General features: G+C 59.2%; 19 protein-coding genes. 8 read left to right on the top strand and 11 right to left on the bottom strand.

Going from position 1 to position 16,117, the window contains the following annotated elements; translation table 11 throughout:
• Positions 1 to 61: 61 nt before the first annotated feature.
• Both LG371_RS00570 and LG371_RS00565 read right to left on the bottom strand, forming a co-directional pair.
• Positions 62 to 970: an EamA/RhaT family transporter gene (locus tag LG371_RS00570; RefSeq protein WP_225747472.1), complete on the bottom strand. Its 909-nt coding sequence runs from the start codon at positions 968 to 970 to the stop codon at positions 62 to 64.
• Between the two features lie 42 nt (positions 971 to 1,012).
• Positions 1,013 to 1,264 carry a DUF1289 domain-containing protein gene (locus tag LG371_RS00565; RefSeq protein ID WP_067592503.1) on the bottom strand — a complete coding sequence of 84 codons (252 nt, stop codon included), beginning with the start codon at positions 1,262 to 1,264 and terminating at the stop codon, positions 1,013 to 1,015.
• Between the two features lie 377 nt (positions 1,265 to 1,641).
• On the opposite strand from LG371_RS00565, the gene LG371_RS00560 reads away from it, so the two are divergent.
• From LG371_RS00560 to LG371_RS00545, 4 genes are read left to right on the top strand one after another with little or no spacing between them, the layout of a single operon-like run.
• A complete protein-coding gene (locus LG371_RS00560) occupies positions 1,642 to 2,271 on the top strand; it encodes a lytic transglycosylase domain-containing protein (protein WP_225747471.1) in 630 nt (209 codons plus the stop codon).
• Between the two features lie 13 nt (positions 2,272 to 2,284).
• Positions 2,285 to 2,470, top strand: a complete 186-nt coding sequence (locus tag LG371_RS00555; RefSeq protein ID WP_156503516.1) for a hypothetical protein — start codon at positions 2,285 to 2,287, stop codon at positions 2,468 to 2,470.
• A 36-nt stretch (positions 2,471 to 2,506) separates the two neighbouring features.
• Positions 2,507 to 3,895: an MFS transporter gene (locus LG371_RS00550; protein WP_067592483.1), complete on the top strand. Its 1,389-nt coding sequence runs from the start codon at positions 2,507 to 2,509 to the stop codon at positions 3,893 to 3,895.
• The gene (locus LG371_RS00545; RefSeq protein WP_067592485.1) at positions 3,885 to 4,400 is read left to right on the top strand and encodes a single-stranded DNA-binding protein; all 516 of its coding nucleotides are present in this window, start codon (positions 3,885 to 3,887) and stop codon (positions 4,398 to 4,400) included. The genes LG371_RS00550 and LG371_RS00545 overlap by 11 nt, the downstream gene beginning before the upstream one ends.
• 252 nt (positions 4,401 to 4,652) lie before the next feature.
• Here LG371_RS00545 and LG371_RS00540 read toward each other — a convergent pair whose 3' ends face one another.
• The 5 genes from LG371_RS00540 to pheA all read right to left on the bottom strand — a co-directional run bounded on the left by LG371_RS00540 (position 4,653) and on the right by pheA (position 10,604).
• Positions 4,653 to 6,782 carry a lysine decarboxylase LdcC gene (locus LG371_RS00540; protein WP_225747470.1) on the bottom strand — a complete coding sequence of 710 codons (2,130 nt, stop codon included), beginning with the start codon at positions 6,780 to 6,782 and terminating at the stop codon, positions 4,653 to 4,655.
• Positions 6,783 to 7,630: 848 nt separating this feature from the next.
• A complete protein-coding gene (locus LG371_RS00535; protein ID WP_067594300.1) occupies positions 7,631 to 8,248 on the bottom strand; it encodes a TIGR00730 family Rossman fold protein in 618 nt (205 codons plus the stop codon).
• 125 nt (positions 8,249 to 8,373) lie between these two features.
• Positions 8,374 to 8,775 carry a DUF6636 domain-containing protein gene (locus LG371_RS00530; protein ID WP_225747469.1) on the bottom strand — a complete coding sequence of 134 codons (402 nt, stop codon included), beginning with the start codon at positions 8,773 to 8,775 and terminating at the stop codon, positions 8,374 to 8,376.
• Between the two features lie 170 nt (positions 8,776 to 8,945).
• Entirely contained in the window at positions 8,946 to 9,374 is a 429-nt protein-coding gene (locus LG371_RS00525; RefSeq protein WP_067593421.1) for a DUF6636 domain-containing protein, read from the bottom strand.
• A 150-nt stretch (positions 9,375 to 9,524) separates the two neighbouring features.
• Entirely contained in the window at positions 9,525 to 10,604 is a 1,080-nt protein-coding gene (gene pheA, locus LG371_RS00520; RefSeq protein ID WP_225747468.1) for a prephenate dehydratase, read from the bottom strand.
• 34 nt (positions 10,605 to 10,638) lie between these two features.
• On the opposite strand from pheA, the gene LG371_RS00515 reads away from it, so the two are divergent.
• The 4 genes from LG371_RS00515 to LG371_RS00500 all read left to right on the top strand — a co-directional run bounded on the left by LG371_RS00515 (position 10,639) and on the right by LG371_RS00500 (position 13,626).
• Positions 10,639 to 10,977, top strand: a complete 339-nt coding sequence (locus LG371_RS00515; protein WP_156503546.1) for a hypothetical protein — start codon at positions 10,639 to 10,641, stop codon at positions 10,975 to 10,977.
• Positions 10,978 to 11,050: 73 nt separating this feature from the next.
• Positions 11,051 to 12,301 carry a UDP-N-acetylglucosamine 1-carboxyvinyltransferase gene (murA, locus tag LG371_RS00510; protein ID WP_067593426.1) on the top strand — a complete coding sequence of 417 codons (1,251 nt, stop codon included), beginning with the start codon at positions 11,051 to 11,053 and terminating at the stop codon, positions 12,299 to 12,301.
• Between the two features lie 154 nt (positions 12,302 to 12,455).
• Positions 12,456 to 12,671 (top strand): 50S ribosomal protein L31, encoded by a 216-nt coding sequence (gene rpmE / locus LG371_RS00505; RefSeq protein ID WP_067593429.1) that lies wholly within the window; start codon positions 12,456 to 12,458, stop codon positions 12,669 to 12,671.
• 199 nt (positions 12,672 to 12,870) lie between these two features.
• A complete protein-coding gene (locus tag LG371_RS00500) occupies positions 12,871 to 13,626 on the top strand; it encodes an endonuclease/exonuclease/phosphatase family protein (protein ID WP_225747467.1) in 756 nt (251 codons plus the stop codon).
• Here LG371_RS00500 and LG371_RS00495 read toward each other — a convergent pair.
• The 4 genes from LG371_RS00495 to LG371_RS00480 form a co-directional block, all read right to left on the bottom strand.
• On the bottom strand, positions 13,623 to 13,820 hold the full coding sequence (locus tag LG371_RS00495; RefSeq protein WP_156503547.1) for a hypothetical protein: 198 nt from the start codon (positions 13,818 to 13,820) through the stop codon (positions 13,623 to 13,625). The two genes, LG371_RS00500 and LG371_RS00495, sit on opposite strands and share 4 nt — an antisense overlap.
• A complete protein-coding gene (locus LG371_RS00490; protein ID WP_067593434.1) occupies positions 13,796 to 14,047 on the bottom strand; it encodes a BolA family protein in 252 nt (83 codons plus the stop codon). The genes LG371_RS00495 and LG371_RS00490 overlap by 25 nt, the downstream gene beginning before the upstream one ends.
• Before the next feature lie 233 nt (positions 14,048 to 14,280).
• A complete protein-coding gene (locus LG371_RS00485) occupies positions 14,281 to 15,387 on the bottom strand; it encodes a class I SAM-dependent methyltransferase (RefSeq protein WP_225747466.1) in 1,107 nt (368 codons plus the stop codon).
• A gap of 151 nt (positions 15,388 to 15,538) precedes the next feature.
• Positions 15,539 to 16,075 (bottom strand): hypothetical protein, encoded by a 537-nt coding sequence (locus LG371_RS00480; protein WP_225747465.1) that lies wholly within the window; start codon positions 16,073 to 16,075, stop codon positions 15,539 to 15,541.
• Positions 16,076 to 16,117: the final 42 nt, after the last annotated feature.

Raw genomic sequence — 16,117 nt, 5'->3', positions numbered from 1 at the left:
GCTAAAGCGGAGCTTCAACGCAGTGAAAATGTAGCGTGGCAAAGTTTCCGCGAAGCCGAAATCATATCGCCACGCCCAGCTTCGCCAGCAGCCAATCCAGATAAAACAGGCTGTACACCGCTGAGAGCGCCAGCACGATGCCGATTTGGTTTACGGTGGAGATTTTCTCTTTGAAGGCCAGCGCGCCGGTGAGCGTGCCCAACACGATCACGCCCAAATTCATGCCTGCAAACACCAGCGTCGGGTCGCCGGCGAAGGCGTGGTGTGCCTTGATATAAAACAGGATATTGCCGAAATTAAGCAGCCCGAGCAGCAGGCCGCCGGCGAAATCTGCCGCCTTCAGCGGCTTGCCCTGGCGCCACACATAGCCCCACATCAGCACGCAGGCCAGCGCAAATGCCACAAACAAATTCAGCGACAGCGCCTGCCCGGTTTTAGATAACTGCTTGAACAAAATGTCGATTATGCCGAATCCCAGCCACACTCCCGCCAACCAGCTCATGCCGCCGCCCTTCTTGCCCTGGCCGGGCTTGTAGAGCAGGGCAGCCAGCGCGCTGAAGGCCAGCACGATGCTGACGATTTTGTTGCTGTTGAGCCGCTCGCCAAATAGCAGAAACGCCGCCAACACCGGCAACACCAGGGAAAGCCGCTGTGCCGCGTCGGAGCGCACGATGCCCGCCTGCTCCACCGCGCGCGCCATCACCACGAAAATGCTCGGCAGCAGCACGCCCAGCGCCAGAAACGGCCACAGGCTGCCGATGCCCGCGTGGCGCAGGTTTTCCAGTGGCGGGCTGAGGAACAACCAGCAGCAGGCGGTGGCCGCAATGTAGTTTACGGCGATGGCGTGCTCGATGTGGATGCCGTGCTTGCGCGCGGTTTTCAGCAGCACGGATACGGCCACGCTACACAGCACGGCCAATGCGAGAAACTGCCAAGTCCAAGTGGCGGGGAAGAGGGAAAGGGCGGACATGGGGGAAATCCTAGGAGAAAATGGGAAATACGGGGAATGAAGTTAGAAAAAATCGAAATCCATCTGCTCGGGCAGCTCCATGGAAGCCAGCTGCTGTTCGGCGGCCAGCTGGAGCAGCTTGCGTTTGCGCAGGCGGCACAGGCGCAGCACGTTTTGTTTCTGCGTGTCGGTGAGCTTCAGCCAATGCAGCCTCTCGTCGCGGCTGCGCAGGCAGCCTTTGCAGTAGCCCTTGCTGTTGGCCTGGCAAACGCCGATGCAGGGGCTGGGGATGCTGAAGAATTCGAGTTGTTCCATATTGTGTGCGAAACACGGCGCGAAGGCGGCATTGTATAGCAAGCGTTTGGGGGGAATCCAGCAGGGAAGGCTACCTGAAAAGTTTCCGCTTGCCGCGAGCGAATCGGTTTTCAGGTAGCCTGTTGACCCTGCTGAAGGCTACCTGAAAATATTATCGGGCGTTTTCGCAGCGCAGAAACGCTGCTTTTTTCGGCAACATCGTTTTTAACTGCGTTGAAGCTCCGCTTTAGCTTTGCAGAAACTCCGCTTCCTTCGGAAACTTCGTTTTAGCTTCGCAGAAACTTCGTTTTCAGGTAGCCTTTGCCGCCCCGCCGCTGCCAGCAAGGCGCCGATTGGCGATATAATGGCGGCCTTTCCGTGCCGAATGGGTTTGAACGATGCCTGCTCCTTTTGCTCCCGAACAAGCCGACCGCCGCCGCCTGCTGCTGTCGCTGGCGGCGCTTTCTGCTGCTGCCTGCCTGCCCAAGCCCGCCCGCGCGGGGGCGCAGCGCGAGGAAACGCTGTCGGACGACGTGGCTTCGGTGATGCGCCATTCGGTGAACAATGTGACCCCGCCGCGCCTGGTGTTTGAAAACCCGTATAACGCGCCGCGCTGGCTCAACGATATGTCGCTGCGGCTGGCGCGTTTTGTGGCCGACCCGCTGGAGCGCCGCCGCCTGCTGATCAACATCCAATATGAAACCACCCGCGCCGGGCTGGATACGCAGCTGATTTTGGGGCTGATTACGGTGGAAAGCGCGTTTCGGCAGTATGCCATCAGCAGCGTGGGCGCGCGCGGGCTCATGCAGGTGATGCCGTTTTGGCAGCGCTACATCGGCAAGCCGGAGCACAACCTGTTCGACATCCGCACCAACCTACGCTACGGCTGCACCATCCTGCGCCACTACAGCAATCTGGAAAACGGCAATATGGAGCGGGCATTGGCGCGCTACAACGGCAGCCTCGGCAGCCGGCGCTATCCCGACGCGGTGATCGGCACGTGGCAGAGCCGCTGGCAGTGGTCTTAGCCGGCAGGCTTGTTTGGCAGAGCGCCCACCTGCTTTTTCAGGTAGCCGCCAATATTTTCAGGTAGCCTCAAGCGCCATCAGGCTACCTGAAAAACAGATTGCAAGCAGTTTGAACGGCTTGGAAGGCCGCCGCGAAGCAAAAAGCCAATCCCGCCCGCCCCGCCGAAAAGCGCCCGAGGCCGCAAGCCTTCGGGTATAATCGCACCGTTTTCCACACCACACAGATTCCGCCGCTATGTCCCGACCTCCCCGTACCGCCCTGCTGCCGGCCGAATGGCGTGCCAGCGCGTCGCTTTCCGGCGTGTATGCGCTGCGTATGCTGGGCATGTTTTTGGTGTTGCCGGTGTTGGCGCTGTATGCCAAAGAGCTGCCGGGCAGCACGCCTGCTTCGGGCGGCCTGGCGATTGCGGTGTACGGCCTCACGCAGGCGCTGTTCCAGCTGCCGCTGGGCATGCTTTCCGACAAGCTGGGTCGCAAAAAGGTGATTTACCTTGGCCTGGCGGTGTTTGCGCTGGGCAGCTTTATTGCGGCTGCGGCAGATAGCGTTGCCTGGCTGTTGGTCGGCCGGGCGATTCAGGGCGCGGGCGCGGTGAGCGCGGCGGTAACGGCGCTGCTGGCGGATTTGACGCGCGAAGAAGTGCGCACCCGCGCCATGGCTTCCATCGGGCTCACCATCGGGCTCACTTTTGCCGCAAGCATGGTGGTGTCGCCGCTGCTCACGGAGTGGATTAAGGTGTCCGGCCTGTTTGCGCTCACGGGTGCTTTGTGCGTGCTGGCCGTGGGCGTGGTGGCTTGGATTACGCCCAATCCGCAGCAGGGCAGGTTTCATGCCGATGCGGAAATGCAAACTTCGCGCATTAGCGAGGTGTTGCGCAATAAGCGGCTGATGCAGCTTAATTTCGGCATTTTCGCCTTGCAGGCGGTGATGATGGCGATTTTCGCCAGCCTGCCGATTGTGATGCGCGGCCTAGGGCTGCCCAAGGAGCAGCATTGGCAGATCTACCTGCCGGCGGTGTTGCTCGGGCTCTTGCTGATGGTGCCGGCGATTGTGGTGGGCGAAACGCGCAACAAGCTCAAGCAGGTGTTTGTGGCGGGGATTGCGCTGATTGCGGCGGCGCTGGCCGGGCTCTATGGTGGACAGGCTTCGCTGCTGGCCATCGGCATTTCGCTGGTGGTGTATTTCATCGGCTTCAATATTTTGGAGGCCAGCCTGCCTTCCATCGTGTCGAAAGTGGCGCCGATTGATTTGAAGGGCACGGCCATGGGCATGTATAACACGGCGCAGTCTGTGGGCGTGTTTGTGGGCGGCGCGGCGGGGGGGCGTTTGTTTGAACGCTTCGGCTTTTTCGGCGTGTTTGTGTTTGCCATGGCGCTCACGCTGGCTTGGCTGCTGGTGGCCGTGTTGGCGCCGGCGCCGGCGCCGGTGCGCAATCTGGCCTTTGCCGTGTCGCCAGTTTGGCAGGGCTGCGAGGAGCGGCTGTTGGCCGTGTTGCAGCAATTCGACGGTGTGGAGGCGGCCAGCCTCAGCGCCGACCGTTCAACCGTTTACATTAAGGCGCGGCAGCAGGGCTTCGACGAAACTGCCGCCAAACAGATTATTTTAGGAGGAAACCATGTTGAATAAAGTGATGCTTATCGGCAACTTGGGGCGCGACCCCGAAGTGCGCTACCTGCCCAGCGGCGACGCGGTGGCCAATTTTTCCATCGCCACCAGCGAAAACTGGAAAGACCGCAACGGCCAGCGCCAGGAGCGCACCGAGTGGCACAACATCAGTATGTTTGGCCGCTTGGCGGAGATTGCCGGCCAGTATTTGAAAAAAGGCAGCAAAGTGTATATCGAAGGCCGCATCCAGAGCCGCAAATACACCGGCAAAGACGGCATCGAGCGCACTGCCTACGACATTGTGGCCAATGAAATGAAAATGCTCGACGGCCGCAACAGCGGCAGCGGCCACTACGAAGGCGGCGAACAATACGCCGCCGCGCCCAGCCGCCAGCAGCAGTCTGCGCAAGGATACAATGAGCCGGCACCGGCCTACGCTGCTGAGCCGCCCGCTCCGCCGCGCCGCCAGGCTCCCGCACCCGCACTGGCTCCGATTGACGATATCGACGACGATATTCCGTTCTGAGTTACATATAGCGGACTTGCCCGAACCATATCAAGGCTACCTGAAAAGTTGCTGCGGCAGTTTTTCAGGTAGCCTTTTGTTGTGAGGATGGTGTGCAAAGGCTTCAGGCTACCTGAAAATATGCGGGAGGATGCGGGCAGGGTTTTCAGGTAGCCTTTTATTGCCAGAATAGAAAACCGGCCTGATTGCTCAGGCCGGTTGGTTGGTGCAGCTTAAGGTTCAAGCTGCTTGGTGCCGGTTGGGCGCTTTGGGTTAAGCTTTGATGATCTTAACTTTGTAGCGGCCGTCGTCTTGACGGTAGGCACCGTGGATGTCGGTTTCGAAGCCGGGGAAGTGGGCGCCGATTTCGCACAGCATCATCAGGAATTCCAAGATGGGCTTGCTTTCTTCGGTGATCATTTCGCCAGGCATTACCAAGGGCACGCCGGGAGGATAGGGCAGAATCATGTTGGCGTTGATTTTGCCGATCATGTCTTCCAGGTAGCAGTCTTCAATCTGGCCTTTGAGCTCGAGCTGGAAGGCTTTGTGCGGGTTCATCACCATGGTCGGCAACACTTCGAATGCGCTGAACATGAGTTCGGGCAGGTTGTGTTTGCAGATCAGGCTGTGGATGCCTTGGGCCAGTTCTTGAATCCGCATGTCTTTGTAGAACGACGGGGATTCGTTGAACACGCGCGGCAATACTTCTTCCACGGTGGCGTTGGCGTCGTACAGGGATTTGAACTCGTTCAGGGCGTGCAGCAGGCCGAGGGCTTTGGTATCGTCCACGCCGATGCTGAACAGCACGAGGATGTTATAGGGGCCGGTTTTCTCTACGATAATGCCGCGGTCGTCCAGGAATTTGGATACGAGGTTGGCGGGAATACCGGTTTTTTCCAGCTGGCCGTTTTTATCGAGGCCCGGGGTGAGCAGGGTTACCTTGATCGGGTCGAGGTACATGTGCTGAGCGTCGATGTCTTTGAAGCCGTGCCATTTGTCGGTTTGATGCAGCTCCCAGCATTCGATGGTGTCGACGTTTTCAGGCTGCCATACGTCGAAATACCATGAATCGGAAGAGGCTTTGTGTTTCTTGATTTCCTTGCGGAATTTAATGGCGCGCTCTAAGGAATCCTGCATGATGCGTTTGCCGGGGTTGCCGCGCATCATGGCGGCGGCCACTTCGGTGGCGGCTACCATCGGGTAGAACGGGGAAGTGGAGGTGTGCATCATGTAGGCTTCGCCGAAGGTGGCGGTGTTCAGGTTGCCCTTCACGTGGATCATGGAAGCCTGTGAGAATGCAGCCAGAAGTTTGTGGGTGGAGTGGGTTTCAAAGATCACTTTGTCTTTGGCCTGTTTGCCGCCCATACCGGTTTTGCCTTCGTAGATCGGGCTGAAGTTGGTGTAGGGCACCCAGGCGGAGTCGAAGTGGATGGATTTCACATCGAGGGTGTCTTTGATTTTGTCGGTGTTGTAGAACAGGCCGTCGTAAGTGGAGTTGGTGATGACGGCATGCACCGGCCAAGTGGCGCCAGGAACTTTGGCGAGTTTTTCGTTGATGACTTCTTTGGTGAACTCTTTCTGCGGGATACCGCCCAAGATGCCGTAGGCGTTGCGGGTCGGTTTCAGATACACCGGAGTGATGTCGCTCATCATCAACAGGTGGGTTAATGATTTGTGGCAGTTGCGGTCGATCAGCACGGTGCTGCCGGCGGGCACGGAATACATACCCACGATTTTGTTGGCGGTGGAAGTACCGTTGGTAACGATGTAGCTGTGATCGGCATTGAAGGTTTCGGCGATGTATTCTTCGGCCTCTTTATGCGGGCCGGAGTGGTCGAGCAGGGAGCCCAGCTCGCCCATAGAAACTGAAATGTCTGATTTGAAGGTGTTTTCGCCGTAGAAGTCGTAGAACAGGCTGCCCACCGGGGATTGCAGGTAGGCGGTACCGCTCATGTGGCCCGGCGTACAGAATGTGTATTTGTTTTCGCCCACGTAGTCGAACAATGCTTTGGTGAACGGAGGCGTGATTTCGTCGATGTAATGGTGGATGGCTTTTTCGATTTTGTCCACCACGTCTTCATTACTGAACAGGTGGCAATCGATGAAGGTGGCATGGTCGCCCACGGCACCGAAGTCTACCGGCTGGTCGCAGTCGGTGGTTTTCAGGATAAATACAGGCAGCTCTTCGTTGAGCGCAATGATTTTCTGATCTAATTCCTTGTTAAAAATATCCAATGTGCAGAGCACGGAACCTATTCTGGCGTCATGTTTCAGAAGCGTCAGGATTTCTTGCTGGTCATGGGCTATCAGGATGGTGTACCCACCCTTTTCCAAAGAGGCAACGAGACTCTTGACATAGTCTCCCAATTCCTTCTGACCACAGCCTAATAAGATATTCTTCATGACATCAATCCTTATAAATAAATTAAAAAACAGCTGCTTTACTGCAAATCCGGGCAAGCCCGGCTCTTTTTGAAGCCGCCGTGCCGCAAATGAAGCCGGGCACAACAGCAACAAACTCCCGCCGTTGGCTGATGCAAACGGCAAAAAATAAACCTGCATACGGCATATGCAGGCAGGGTGCGATTGATAGAGTGTTAATGATTTTCCGATTCGGCAGGCTCGGAGGGCTTGGCGGCGGGCGCGGTCGGCACTGGCAGCGAAGCGGTACGGAGTCGGGAAATCCTATAAACGGTTAAGAACTGATAATTTTGCTTAACAGTTGATTCAGCCGTTGCACTCGGGTAAACGGGCTGTTAAAAACAGCCTGGCACCGTGCATGCATAAAAACAAACTGATTTTAAAGAACTATTTGATGTGGATTGTGCAAAATTGGCAGCTTGCTTGAATGGCTACCTATTTATTGATACATCATATCATAAAATGCGGGGAAATGGCTTGACCTTGGTCATAAAATTTTAGAGCTTGAGTTTGAAAGAAGTTTTTTCTGCCGTGTTGGAGCCTGTGGAGAGGGAGTCGGGGAGGGGGTTGCGTTTTGTTTGTGAATATCAAAACGGCAGGTATGATATTGTACACCTGCCATTGGGATTATTGGTTGGGTTGTCTTAAGGAGAAATTTGGCATGGTTTGCGCCAAAGTATGGGTTGTTTCGTTAGGTTTGATATTTTCAGGTAGCCTGAACAGATGATGTGGCTACCTGAAAATATGTTGTGGGGTTTGTGTATTGCATTCAATCAGGATGGGGCTACTTGGATATTTTAGCTTCGCAGAAACTCCGCTGTGCTGCGTTTTCAGGTAGCCCCTGCTGCGATTTTGGCTTCTTCGGCCTGCTGCCAGGCGGGGCGTTTCCATTTCGGGGCGTCGTGGAATCGGTAGGCGGCCATTTTGGCGAGCAGGGCGGGGATTTGGCTGTCTACGCAGACAAGGCCGGTGTTGGCGGGGGGCATGAAGCCTTGGTCGGCGGTGTGTTGCAGAAGGGCGGTGAAGGGGTCGAAATAGCCGCCGATGTTGAGCAGGCCGACGGGCTTGCGGTGCAGCTTGAGCTGGGCGGCGGAGAGGACTTCAAACAGCTCTTCGTAGGTGCCGAGGCCGCCGGGCAGGGCGATGAAGGCGTCGGCGAGCTCTATCATTTTGGTGCGGCGTTCAGCCATGCTGTCGGTGATGATGAGCTCGGTGAGGCGGCCGTGGGCCATTTCTTCGTGGCGCAGGAAGGTGGGGATGATGCCGGTGACTTGGCCGCCGGCGTCGAGCACGGCATTGGCGGTTTCGCCCATGAGGCCGATGCCGCCGCCGCCATATACGAGGCGGCTGCCGCGTTGGGCGATGGCGCGGCCGAGCTCGCGGGCGGCTTGGGCGTAGCGGGGGTCTTCGCCGAGGTTGGAGCCGCAATAGACGACGATGTTGTTCATTGGGTTCATGGTTGTGCTTTCGGGTGCCTCTTGGGGCGGTGGTTGGGTGTGTGGTGTGTCCGTTTCGCTGAAACCGGTTTTTCAGGTAGCCTGTGTGTGCGGGCTACCTGAAAAATGGGTGCGGCTTAGAACAGGCGTTGGCGGCGGCGGCTGATTTCGAAGCCGTGGTTTTGGCTGTTGGCGCAGGTCATGCCGCTGGTGCGGCTGGTGTACTGCCAGCCGTCGCCGCGCAGGGTTTGGCCGTAGGGGAGGATGCGGCTGTCGGGGCTGGCGAGGCTGTCGCCCACGCAGCCCATTTGGGTGCGGCCGGTGCGGGCGATGGTGAAGTTGCCGCCCCAGTCGAGCTCGCAGTCGGCCGGTTTGGGGCGGACGGGGTGTTCGGGAGCGGGAATCTGGCATTCCACTACGCCGGGGGTGTGGCCGTACATGCAGTTGATGTGGCCGCTGGGGCTGCGGAAGAGTTGGATGTCGGCATGGGCGGCGCCGGCGGCAAGGAGGAGGATGGCGGCGAGGGGGAGGGTGCGCATGGTGCGGTTCCTTAATATAGGGGAGGAAAGCGGGGATTTTACCTGAAAGCGGGGATGTGTGGGTTTCGTAGGCTTGGTTTTTAGCTTCGCAGAAACTCGGCTTCCTACGGAAATATGTTTTTCAGGTAGCCTTTTGCTGCATCAAGAGGCTACCTGAAAAATATGCGTGCTTAGAAGCGGCGCAGGCTGTTTGGGCTGATTTCGAAGCCGTGGCCTTCGGGGTTGGTGCAGGTCATGTTGCCGGATTGGCTGGTGCATTGCCAGTTGGGCTGGTTGAAGAATATGTACGACTTTCCTTCGGTGAGGACAACGCTGCCGCTGCCGTGCTGGTTGTAGCGGTTGCAGTTGAGGCGGGTGGGGCCGCTGCGGAATAGGGAGATGCTGCCGCTCCATTGGCCGGGCTCTTTTGGGGTGTCGCAATCTCGTGGTTCGGGGGTAACGGGAATGGGCTTGGCTAAGTGGGAAACTTCGCAGGTGATCTGTGGGTATGCGCCGCCGTATTCGTAGGTGATTTGGCCGTTGGCGTTTTGGAAGTAGCTGAGCTCGGCGTGGGCGGTGCCGGCGGCGAGGAGAAGGGCGGCGAGGGATAAGGTGCGCATGGGTTGTGCCTTTTTGTGTGTTTGGGAAAGGGTTTCCGCAAAGTGGTGATTTTGGTTTTTAGCTTTGCAGAAACTCAGTTTTCTGCGGAAATATGTTTTTCAGGTAGCCTGTTGTTGCATTAAGAGGCTACCTGAAAAATATGGCGGGCATTAGAGCACGGCTTGGGGATAGGCGCCGATGATTTTCACGAAGGCGGCGCGTTCGGTCATGGCGTCGAGGGCGTGGCGCACGGCGGGGGTGTCGGCGTGGCCTTCGATGTCAATGAAGAATACGTAGTCCCACAGGCCGGCGCGGCTGGGGCGGCTTTCGAGCTTGGTCATGGAAATGCCGTGGTCGGCGAAGGGTTGGAGCAGGTGGTGCACCACGCCGGGGCGGTTGGGGGTGGAAACGATGAGGGAGGTTTTGTCGCGGCCGGAGGGCTGGGTGTGGTTGTGGCCGAAGATGAGGAAGCGGGTGGTGTTGTTGGGCTCGTCTTCGATGTTTTCGGCGAGTTTGGCGAGTTGGTAGTGTTCGGCGGCGGCTTGGCCGGCGATGGCGGCGGCGTTGGGGTCGGCGGCGGCAAGACGGGCGGCTTCGGCGTTGCTGGCCACGGAAATGCGGGTGGCGTGGGGCAGGTGGCGGTTGAGCCATTCATGGCATTGGGAGAGGGCTTGGGCGTGGGCATACACTTTTTCGGGCTGCGGGCTGCCGCCGCTTTGCCGGAGGAGGTGGTGGTGGATGCGCAGGAGGACTTCGCCGCAGGCGCGCAGGGGGGTGGACACCATGAGGTCGAGGGTGCGGCCGACGGGGCCTTCGGTGGAGTTTTCCACGGGGGCGAGGGCGTAGTCGGCGAGGCGGGCTTCCACGAGGCGGAAGCATTCGTCGATGGAGGGACAGGGCTGGGTGTGGGCGGCGTGGCCGAAGTGTTTCACGGCGGCTTGCTGGGTGAAGGTGGCTTCGGGGCCGAGGTAGGCGATGGTGAGCGGGCGTTCCACGGCGAGGCATTCGCTCATCACTTCGCGGAAGAGGCGGGTAACGGCTTCGTCGGGCAGGAGGCCGCCTTGGCTTTGGTTGAGGCTTTGAATGCGCTGCAATACTTGGGCTTCGCGCTCGGGGCGGTAGACAATGCCGGTGCCTTTGAGCTCGCCGATGGCGCGGGCGTGGCCGGCGCGCTGGTTGAGCAGCTTGAGGATTTCGGCGTCGATGGCGTCGATGGCTTGGCGGTGGGGGGTGAGGGCTTGGTCGGTCATGGCGCGGCCTTTGGGTGAGGGGGGAATGGGCGGATTGTACCGCAAGAAGGCGGGTGGAAAACGTGCTCCGTTGGTTTTCATGCAGTTGAAGCTGATGTTTTACAGGCAGCCTCGCTATGCAAACGGGGCAGGAGGCTACCTGAAAAACGGGTTTCCGAGTTTTAAACCGCTTTGGGGTGCAGGTTTGGCTGTATGTCGGTTTACATTTTCAGGTAGCCTTTCGCCGGGCAGACTACCTGAAAGCATCGGCTTCTGCGAAGTGAAACGAGCAAAGCGGATTTCGGAGCAGCCAACAACGTGTGCGCCTGCAAAACGAAAAACCAGCGGCAAATTTGCGCAAAAGCAGCCTATCGTGCAGGCAAAACGTTTATAATCCCGCGTTTTCAGGTAGCCTCTGCCCGAAGTGGCTGCCGCTTCAAACTAAATCTAAAGAAAATCAATTAAATATGGATAAGCTCAAAATTACTGGCAACGGCCCCCTGCACGGCGAAATCGTGGTGTCCGGCGCCAAAAACGCCGCGCTGCCGCTGATGTGTGCCGGCCTCCTAACCGAAGACCTCCTGCACCTCACCAACGTGCCCATGCTGGCCGATGTGAAAACCACCCACAAGCTGCTGCAAGGCATGGGCGCGGAGGTGGAAAGCGACGGCGTGAGCCAATTCAAAATCAACGGCGGCACGGTAAACAACACCTGCGCGCCGTATGAGCTGGTGAAAACCATGCGCGCCTCCATCCTCGTGCTCGGCCCCACACTGGCGCGTTTCGGCGAAGCCCAGGTGAGCCTGCCCGGCGGCTGCGCCATCGGCTCGCGCCCGGTAGACCAACACCTCAAAGGCCTGGAAACCATGGGCGCGGAAATCACCATCGAACACGGCTACGTGAAAGCGCGCGGCCGGCTCAAAGGCGCGCGCGTGGTGATGGACATGGTAACCGTGGGCGGCACCGAAAACCTGCTGATGGCCGCCACCCTGGCCGAAGGCACCACCGTGCTGGAAAACTGCGCCGTGGAGCCCGAAGTGGTGGACTTGGCCGAATGCCTGGTGAAAATGGGCGCCCAAATCAGCGGCATCGGCACGCCCACCCTCACCATCCAAGGCGTGGAGAAACTGCACGGCTGCACCCACAGCGTGGTGCCCGACCGCATCGAAGCCGGCACCTTCCTCTGCGCCGTGGCCATGACCGGCGGCGATGTGCGCCTAGTAAACGCCGCCCCGAAAACCATGGAAGCCGTGCTCGACAAGCTCGCCGAAGCCGGCGCCGATATACAAACCGGCGAAAACTGGATCCACATCAAAATGGCGCAGCGCCCGAAAGCCGTGGATTTGCGCACCGTGCCCCATCCCGGCTTCCCCACCGATATGCAGGCGCAGTTTATGGCGCTCAACGCCGTGGCGGAAGGCAGCAGCCGCGTGGTGGAAACCATCTTTGAAAACCGCTTCATGCACGTGCCCGAGCTCAACCGCATGGGCGCGCAGATTAGCGCCGAAGGCAACACCGCGCTCATCAAAGGCGTGGCCAAGCTTTCCGGCGCCACCGTGATGGCCACCGATTTGCGCGCCTCCGCCAGCCTGGTGATTGCCGGGCTCGTGGCCGACGGCGAAACCATTGTGGAGCGCATCTACCACCTCGACCGCGGCTACGAGCACATCGAAGAAAAACTGGGCAAAGTGGGCGCCAAAATCGAGCGCGTGAAATAATTTGGTTTTTGCTCAACATAAAGGCTACCTGAAAGGTTTCAGGTGGCCTCTTCCCCGTCAACACCCTATTGCTTTTTAAACCGTTTTTAGGCATAATGCACCGCTTGTCTGTAGTATAGGCAAATCCCCTATACCCGCTTAGTAAAGGAAAATCATGAAACCCGAAATTCATCCCGACTACCACGATGTCAACGTTACCTGCTCTTGCGGTAACAAATTCACCACCAAATCGGCCATGGCCAAAACCGACTTCACCATCGAAGTTTGCTCAGAATGCCATCCGTTCTACACCGGCAAACAGAAAATCGTGGACAGCGCCGGCCGCGTGGACAAATTCAACCAGAAATACGGCAATATGTTCAAACGCTAATCCGCCGTGTTTCCTCGGGCTGCCAGCAGGCAGCCTTTTGTTTTGCCCGCAGGATTCGCACGGAGGAAAAGGTAATGCTTGGAAAAAATGCCTCACGCCGCCACCTGTCGGCGTATGATGTATTCAGCACCAGTTGGCACATAAGATGCTACCTGAAAAATCATTCCCTTTCCTGCCACCGCACACCGCCGGAAACACCATGCCCAGCGCTATTTCCATCACCACCTACAACATCCACAAAGGCATGTCGCCGCTCAACCGGCGGCTGCAACTGCCGCAAATGGTTGATGCCCTCCAGCATCTGGACACCGACATCCTATTTTTGCAGGAAGTGCAGGGCGCGCACGGCAAACGGCAGCAGCGCGTACCCGAATTCCCCGGCGAGCCGCATGCCGACCTCATCGGCCGCCGCCTCGCCTTCGCCAGCAGCTACGGTCAAAACGCCACCTACGCCAATCGCCACCACGGCAACGCCATCCTCAGCCGCCTGCCGCTGGAAACCCGCGCCAACCTCAACGTATCCGTAAACCGCCTCGAGCAGCGCGGCGTGTTGCATTGCGAAATCCGCCCGCCCGGCTGGGAAGTGCCGCTCACCTGCCTGTGCGTGCATCTCAACCTGCGCGAAGCCGACCGCAAGCTGCAATACCGCGCCATCGCCGACTACATCCAAAGCCAAATCCCCGCCGACGCCCCGCTGATTCTGGCCGGCGATTTCAACGATTGGCGGCACCAATCGTGCAGCCGTTTCGGCCGCCTGCTGGGCTTAGACGAAGCCTTCGTGCGCTTTGCCGGCAGCCAGCCCAAAACCTTTCCCGCCCGCCTGCCCATATTGAGCCTAGACCGCATCTACACGCGGCATTTAAACGTGCTGGACGCCATGAGCCACCAAGGCCTGCCCTGGCAATTGTTGTCCGACCATCTGCCTTTGTCGGCGGTGGTGGAGCTGCGGAGTTAGCGGCACAATAGTGAGGCTACCTGAAAAATATTGGCATGGAAGGGAGCGATATTTTTGGCCTCGCAGAAGCCGACGTTTTCAGGTAGCCTTTTGATATGCGCTGCCTTAGATAGAGAAAAACAGCCGCCGACAGGGAAACCGGTCGGCGGCTTGGTTTTGGCGGCGGGGTTTAGTGCCCTTGTTTGGCTGCCCATTCGGCCGGGGTGGCGGCCACGGAGATGGAAAGGGCGTGCAATTCGTTGCTGGCCAGTTTGTCGGCCAGGCCGTCTTTGATCAGGCGGTGGCGGGCGAGGCGGGCTTTGCCTTCAAAATCGGCGGATACGATGGCGGCGAAGAAGTGGTGGCCGTCGCCTTCCACTTGAATCAGCTCGGCATCAACGATTTCGCCAATCATGGCTTGTACTTGTTCGGGGGTGAGCATGGTGTGTCCTGTGTTGTGGGATGGAAAGGCGCGTTTATAGCAAAACGGGCGGGGATTGTCATGTGCGGCGGGGATTTTATTTGCACTTCGTTGCAGCTGTGTTTTCAGGTAGCCTTCAAGGGGGAGAGGCTACCTGAAAATATTGGCTTGATGGCTTTCAAACCAAGTTGCTGGCTGGATAGCTTGCTTGTGCTGATTTTGCACGGTGTTTCGGTTTTGCAAACACTCGGCTTTCAGCTGGCCTGTGCGGGCTGCAGAACGTAGAGGCTCACGGTTTCGCGGAGGCGGGCGTGGGCGAGGGGGTTGGCTGCGTCGCGGCTTTTGGGGTGCTGCGGGCGGGTGTCGAGGCGTTGGGCGACGGTGAGGCCGGCGGCGGCGATGTGCTCGGCCAGCTCGCCGGGCCGGCGCAGGCCGAGGTGTTCGGCGAGGTCGGACATGATGAGCCAGATTTGCCCGCCGGGATTGAGGTGTTCGGGGGCGCGCCGGAGGAAGGTTTGCAGCATGGTGCTGCCGGGGTCGTAGAGGGCGGTTTCGATGTCGGCGGCGGGTTTGGCGGGCAGCCAGGGGGGATTGCAGACGATGAGGTCGGCGCGGCTTTCGGGGAAGAGGTCGGCTTGCAGCAGGGTGATGTGGGGCAGGCCGAGGCGTTGGAAGTTGGCGCGGGCGCAGGCGATGGCGCGGGGGCTGTTGTCGGTGGCGGTGATGGCGGGAAGGCCGCGTTGGGCGAGGAGGGCGGCGATGACGCCGCTGCCGGTGCCGATGTCGAAGGCGCTTTGGGCGTGGGGCGGCAGCGGGGCGGCGGCGATGAGGTCGAGATACTCGCCGCGCAAGGGGGAAAACACGCCGAAAGGGACGTGGATGCGCGCGCCGAGGGCGGGGATTTCCACGCCTTTTTTGTGCCATTGGTGGGCGCCAATAAAGCCGAGCAGCAGATTGAGCGGCAGCAGGAAGGGCTCGCTGTTGGGTGCGCCGAACACGTCGGCGAGGGCGGCGGATACATCGGGGGCGCGGCGCAGGGCGAGCCGATAGCCGGGGCTGATTTCCACCAACAGCATGTTGGCCAGGCGGCTGCGCTGGGCCTGCTGCATGCGGTGGGTGTGGAAATCGGGCGAGGCGGCGGCGGGGAGCTGGCGTTTGACGGCGCTCAGGAGCTGCACGGCTTGGTGGTAGTCGCCGCGCCAGAGCAGGGCTTGGCTTTGGCGGAAGTTTTTGAGGGCAGCTTTGGCGGAAAGGTTGGGCTCGGCCACGGCGAGCTCGGCGGGCGGCTTCTGGGCGGCGGTGTGGCGCCATTCGGCTTGGTGGGTTTGGCCTTGTTCTTGCCAGGTGAGGGTGTGGGGCATGGCGGGTAGGTTTGGTTGTGTTGATGATTTCAGGTAGCCTGCTGAATTGATGTAGGCTACCTGAAAAATGGTTGGATGCTTGAGCAATAGGCTACCTGAAAAACTGCTTGTGCGGTTTCAGGTAGCCTTTTTTGCTGGTTTGGGCGGCTGGTTAGTTGGCGGAAATGGAAAGGGAGAGGATTTTGCTGTTGGGCTGGTAGCGGGTGGTGCGGCGGGGCAGGCTGTCGCTGCCGGAGTAGCGGCCGGCGTCTTCCACTTGGATGGTGAGCCAGGCGGGCTGGCGCTGGAAGGTGGCAAATTCGCGGGCTTCGATTTCGCTCTGCACGATTTCTTTCACGCGGCCGAGTTTGCCAACGGCTTCTTGCAGGCTCATGCCGGGGCGGACGCCGGAGACGGTGCGGCAGGCGGGGCTGCTGCTGCTGAGCATGGTGATTTTGGCGCGTTGGTTGATGTGGGAGCCGGGGTCGTCTGCGCTTTCTTGGTAGGCGAGGACGACGCTGCGGTCGGGCAGGGTGATGGCGATGTAGCCGACGCCTTCGCCGTCGCTGGTGCGCTGGAGGCGGGCGCGGGGGATTTGCTGCTTCACTTGGGCGGGGGTTTGGCCGAGGCGGATGCCGCCGATGCTGTTGGCCTGAATCAGGCATTCGGCGGCGGCGGGGGCGGAAAGGGCGGTGAGCATGGGTTTCATGGTGGGCTTTCGGTGGTTGGGGGATTTTGGTTTTCAGGTAGC

Source organism: Eikenella sp. Marseille-P7795, from assembly GCF_916618725.1.
GTDB lineage: Bacteria > Pseudomonadota > Gammaproteobacteria > Burkholderiales > Neisseriaceae > Eikenella > Eikenella longinqua.
This window is presented reverse-complemented; position numbering and strand designations above follow the sequence as displayed.

Coding starts and splice junctions, on each gene's coding strand:
- rpmE (WP_067593429.1), top strand. CDS start 12,456: ATGAAACCCGAAATTCATCCCGACTACCACGATGTCAACGTTACCTGC.
- LG371_RS00530 (WP_225747469.1), bottom strand. CDS start 8,775: ATGCGCACCCTCCCCCTCGCCGCCATCCTCCTCCTTGCCGCCGGCGCC.
- LG371_RS00480 (WP_225747465.1), bottom strand. CDS start 16,075: ATGAAACCCATGCTCACCGCCCTTTCCGCCCCCGCCGCCGCCGAATGC.
- LG371_RS00535 (WP_067594300.1), bottom strand. CDS start 8,248: ATGAACAACATCGTCGTCTATTGCGGCTCCAACCTCGGCGAAGACCCC.
- LG371_RS00560 (WP_225747471.1), top strand. CDS start 1,642: ATGCCTGCTCCTTTTGCTCCCGAACAAGCCGACCGCCGCCGCCTGCTG.
- murA (WP_067593426.1), top strand. CDS start 11,051: ATGGATAAGCTCAAAATTACTGGCAACGGCCCCCTGCACGGCGAAATC.
- LG371_RS00485 (WP_225747466.1), bottom strand. CDS start 15,387: ATGCCCCACACCCTCACCTGGCAAGAACAAGGCCAAACCCACCAAGCC.
- pheA (WP_225747468.1), bottom strand. CDS start 10,604: ATGACCGACCAAGCCCTCACCCCCCACCGCCAAGCCATCGACGCCATC.
- LG371_RS00550 (WP_067592483.1), top strand. CDS start 2,507: ATGTCCCGACCTCCCCGTACCGCCCTGCTGCCGGCCGAATGGCGTGCC.
- LG371_RS00495 (WP_156503547.1), bottom strand. CDS start 13,820: ATGGGCAGCCAAACAAGGGCACTAAACCCCGCCGCCAAAACCAAGCCG.
- LG371_RS00540 (WP_225747470.1), bottom strand. CDS start 6,782: ATGAAGAATATCTTATTAGGCTGTGGTCAGAAGGAATTGGGAGACTAT.
- LG371_RS00500 (WP_225747467.1), top strand. CDS start 12,871: ATGCCCAGCGCTATTTCCATCACCACCTACAACATCCACAAAGGCATG.
- LG371_RS00570 (WP_225747472.1), bottom strand. CDS start 970: ATGTCCGCCCTTTCCCTCTTCCCCGCCACTTGGACTTGGCAGTTTCTC.
- LG371_RS00525 (WP_067593421.1), bottom strand. CDS start 9,374: ATGCGCACCTTATCCCTCGCCGCCCTTCTCCTCGCCGCCGGCACCGCC.
- LG371_RS00565 (WP_067592503.1), bottom strand. CDS start 1,264: ATGGAACAACTCGAATTCTTCAGCATCCCCAGCCCCTGCATCGGCGTT.
- LG371_RS00545 (WP_067592485.1), top strand. CDS start 3,885: ATGTTGAATAAAGTGATGCTTATCGGCAACTTGGGGCGCGACCCCGAA.
- LG371_RS00490 (WP_067593434.1), bottom strand. CDS start 14,047: ATGCTCACCCCCGAACAAGTACAAGCCATGATTGGCGAAATCGTTGAT.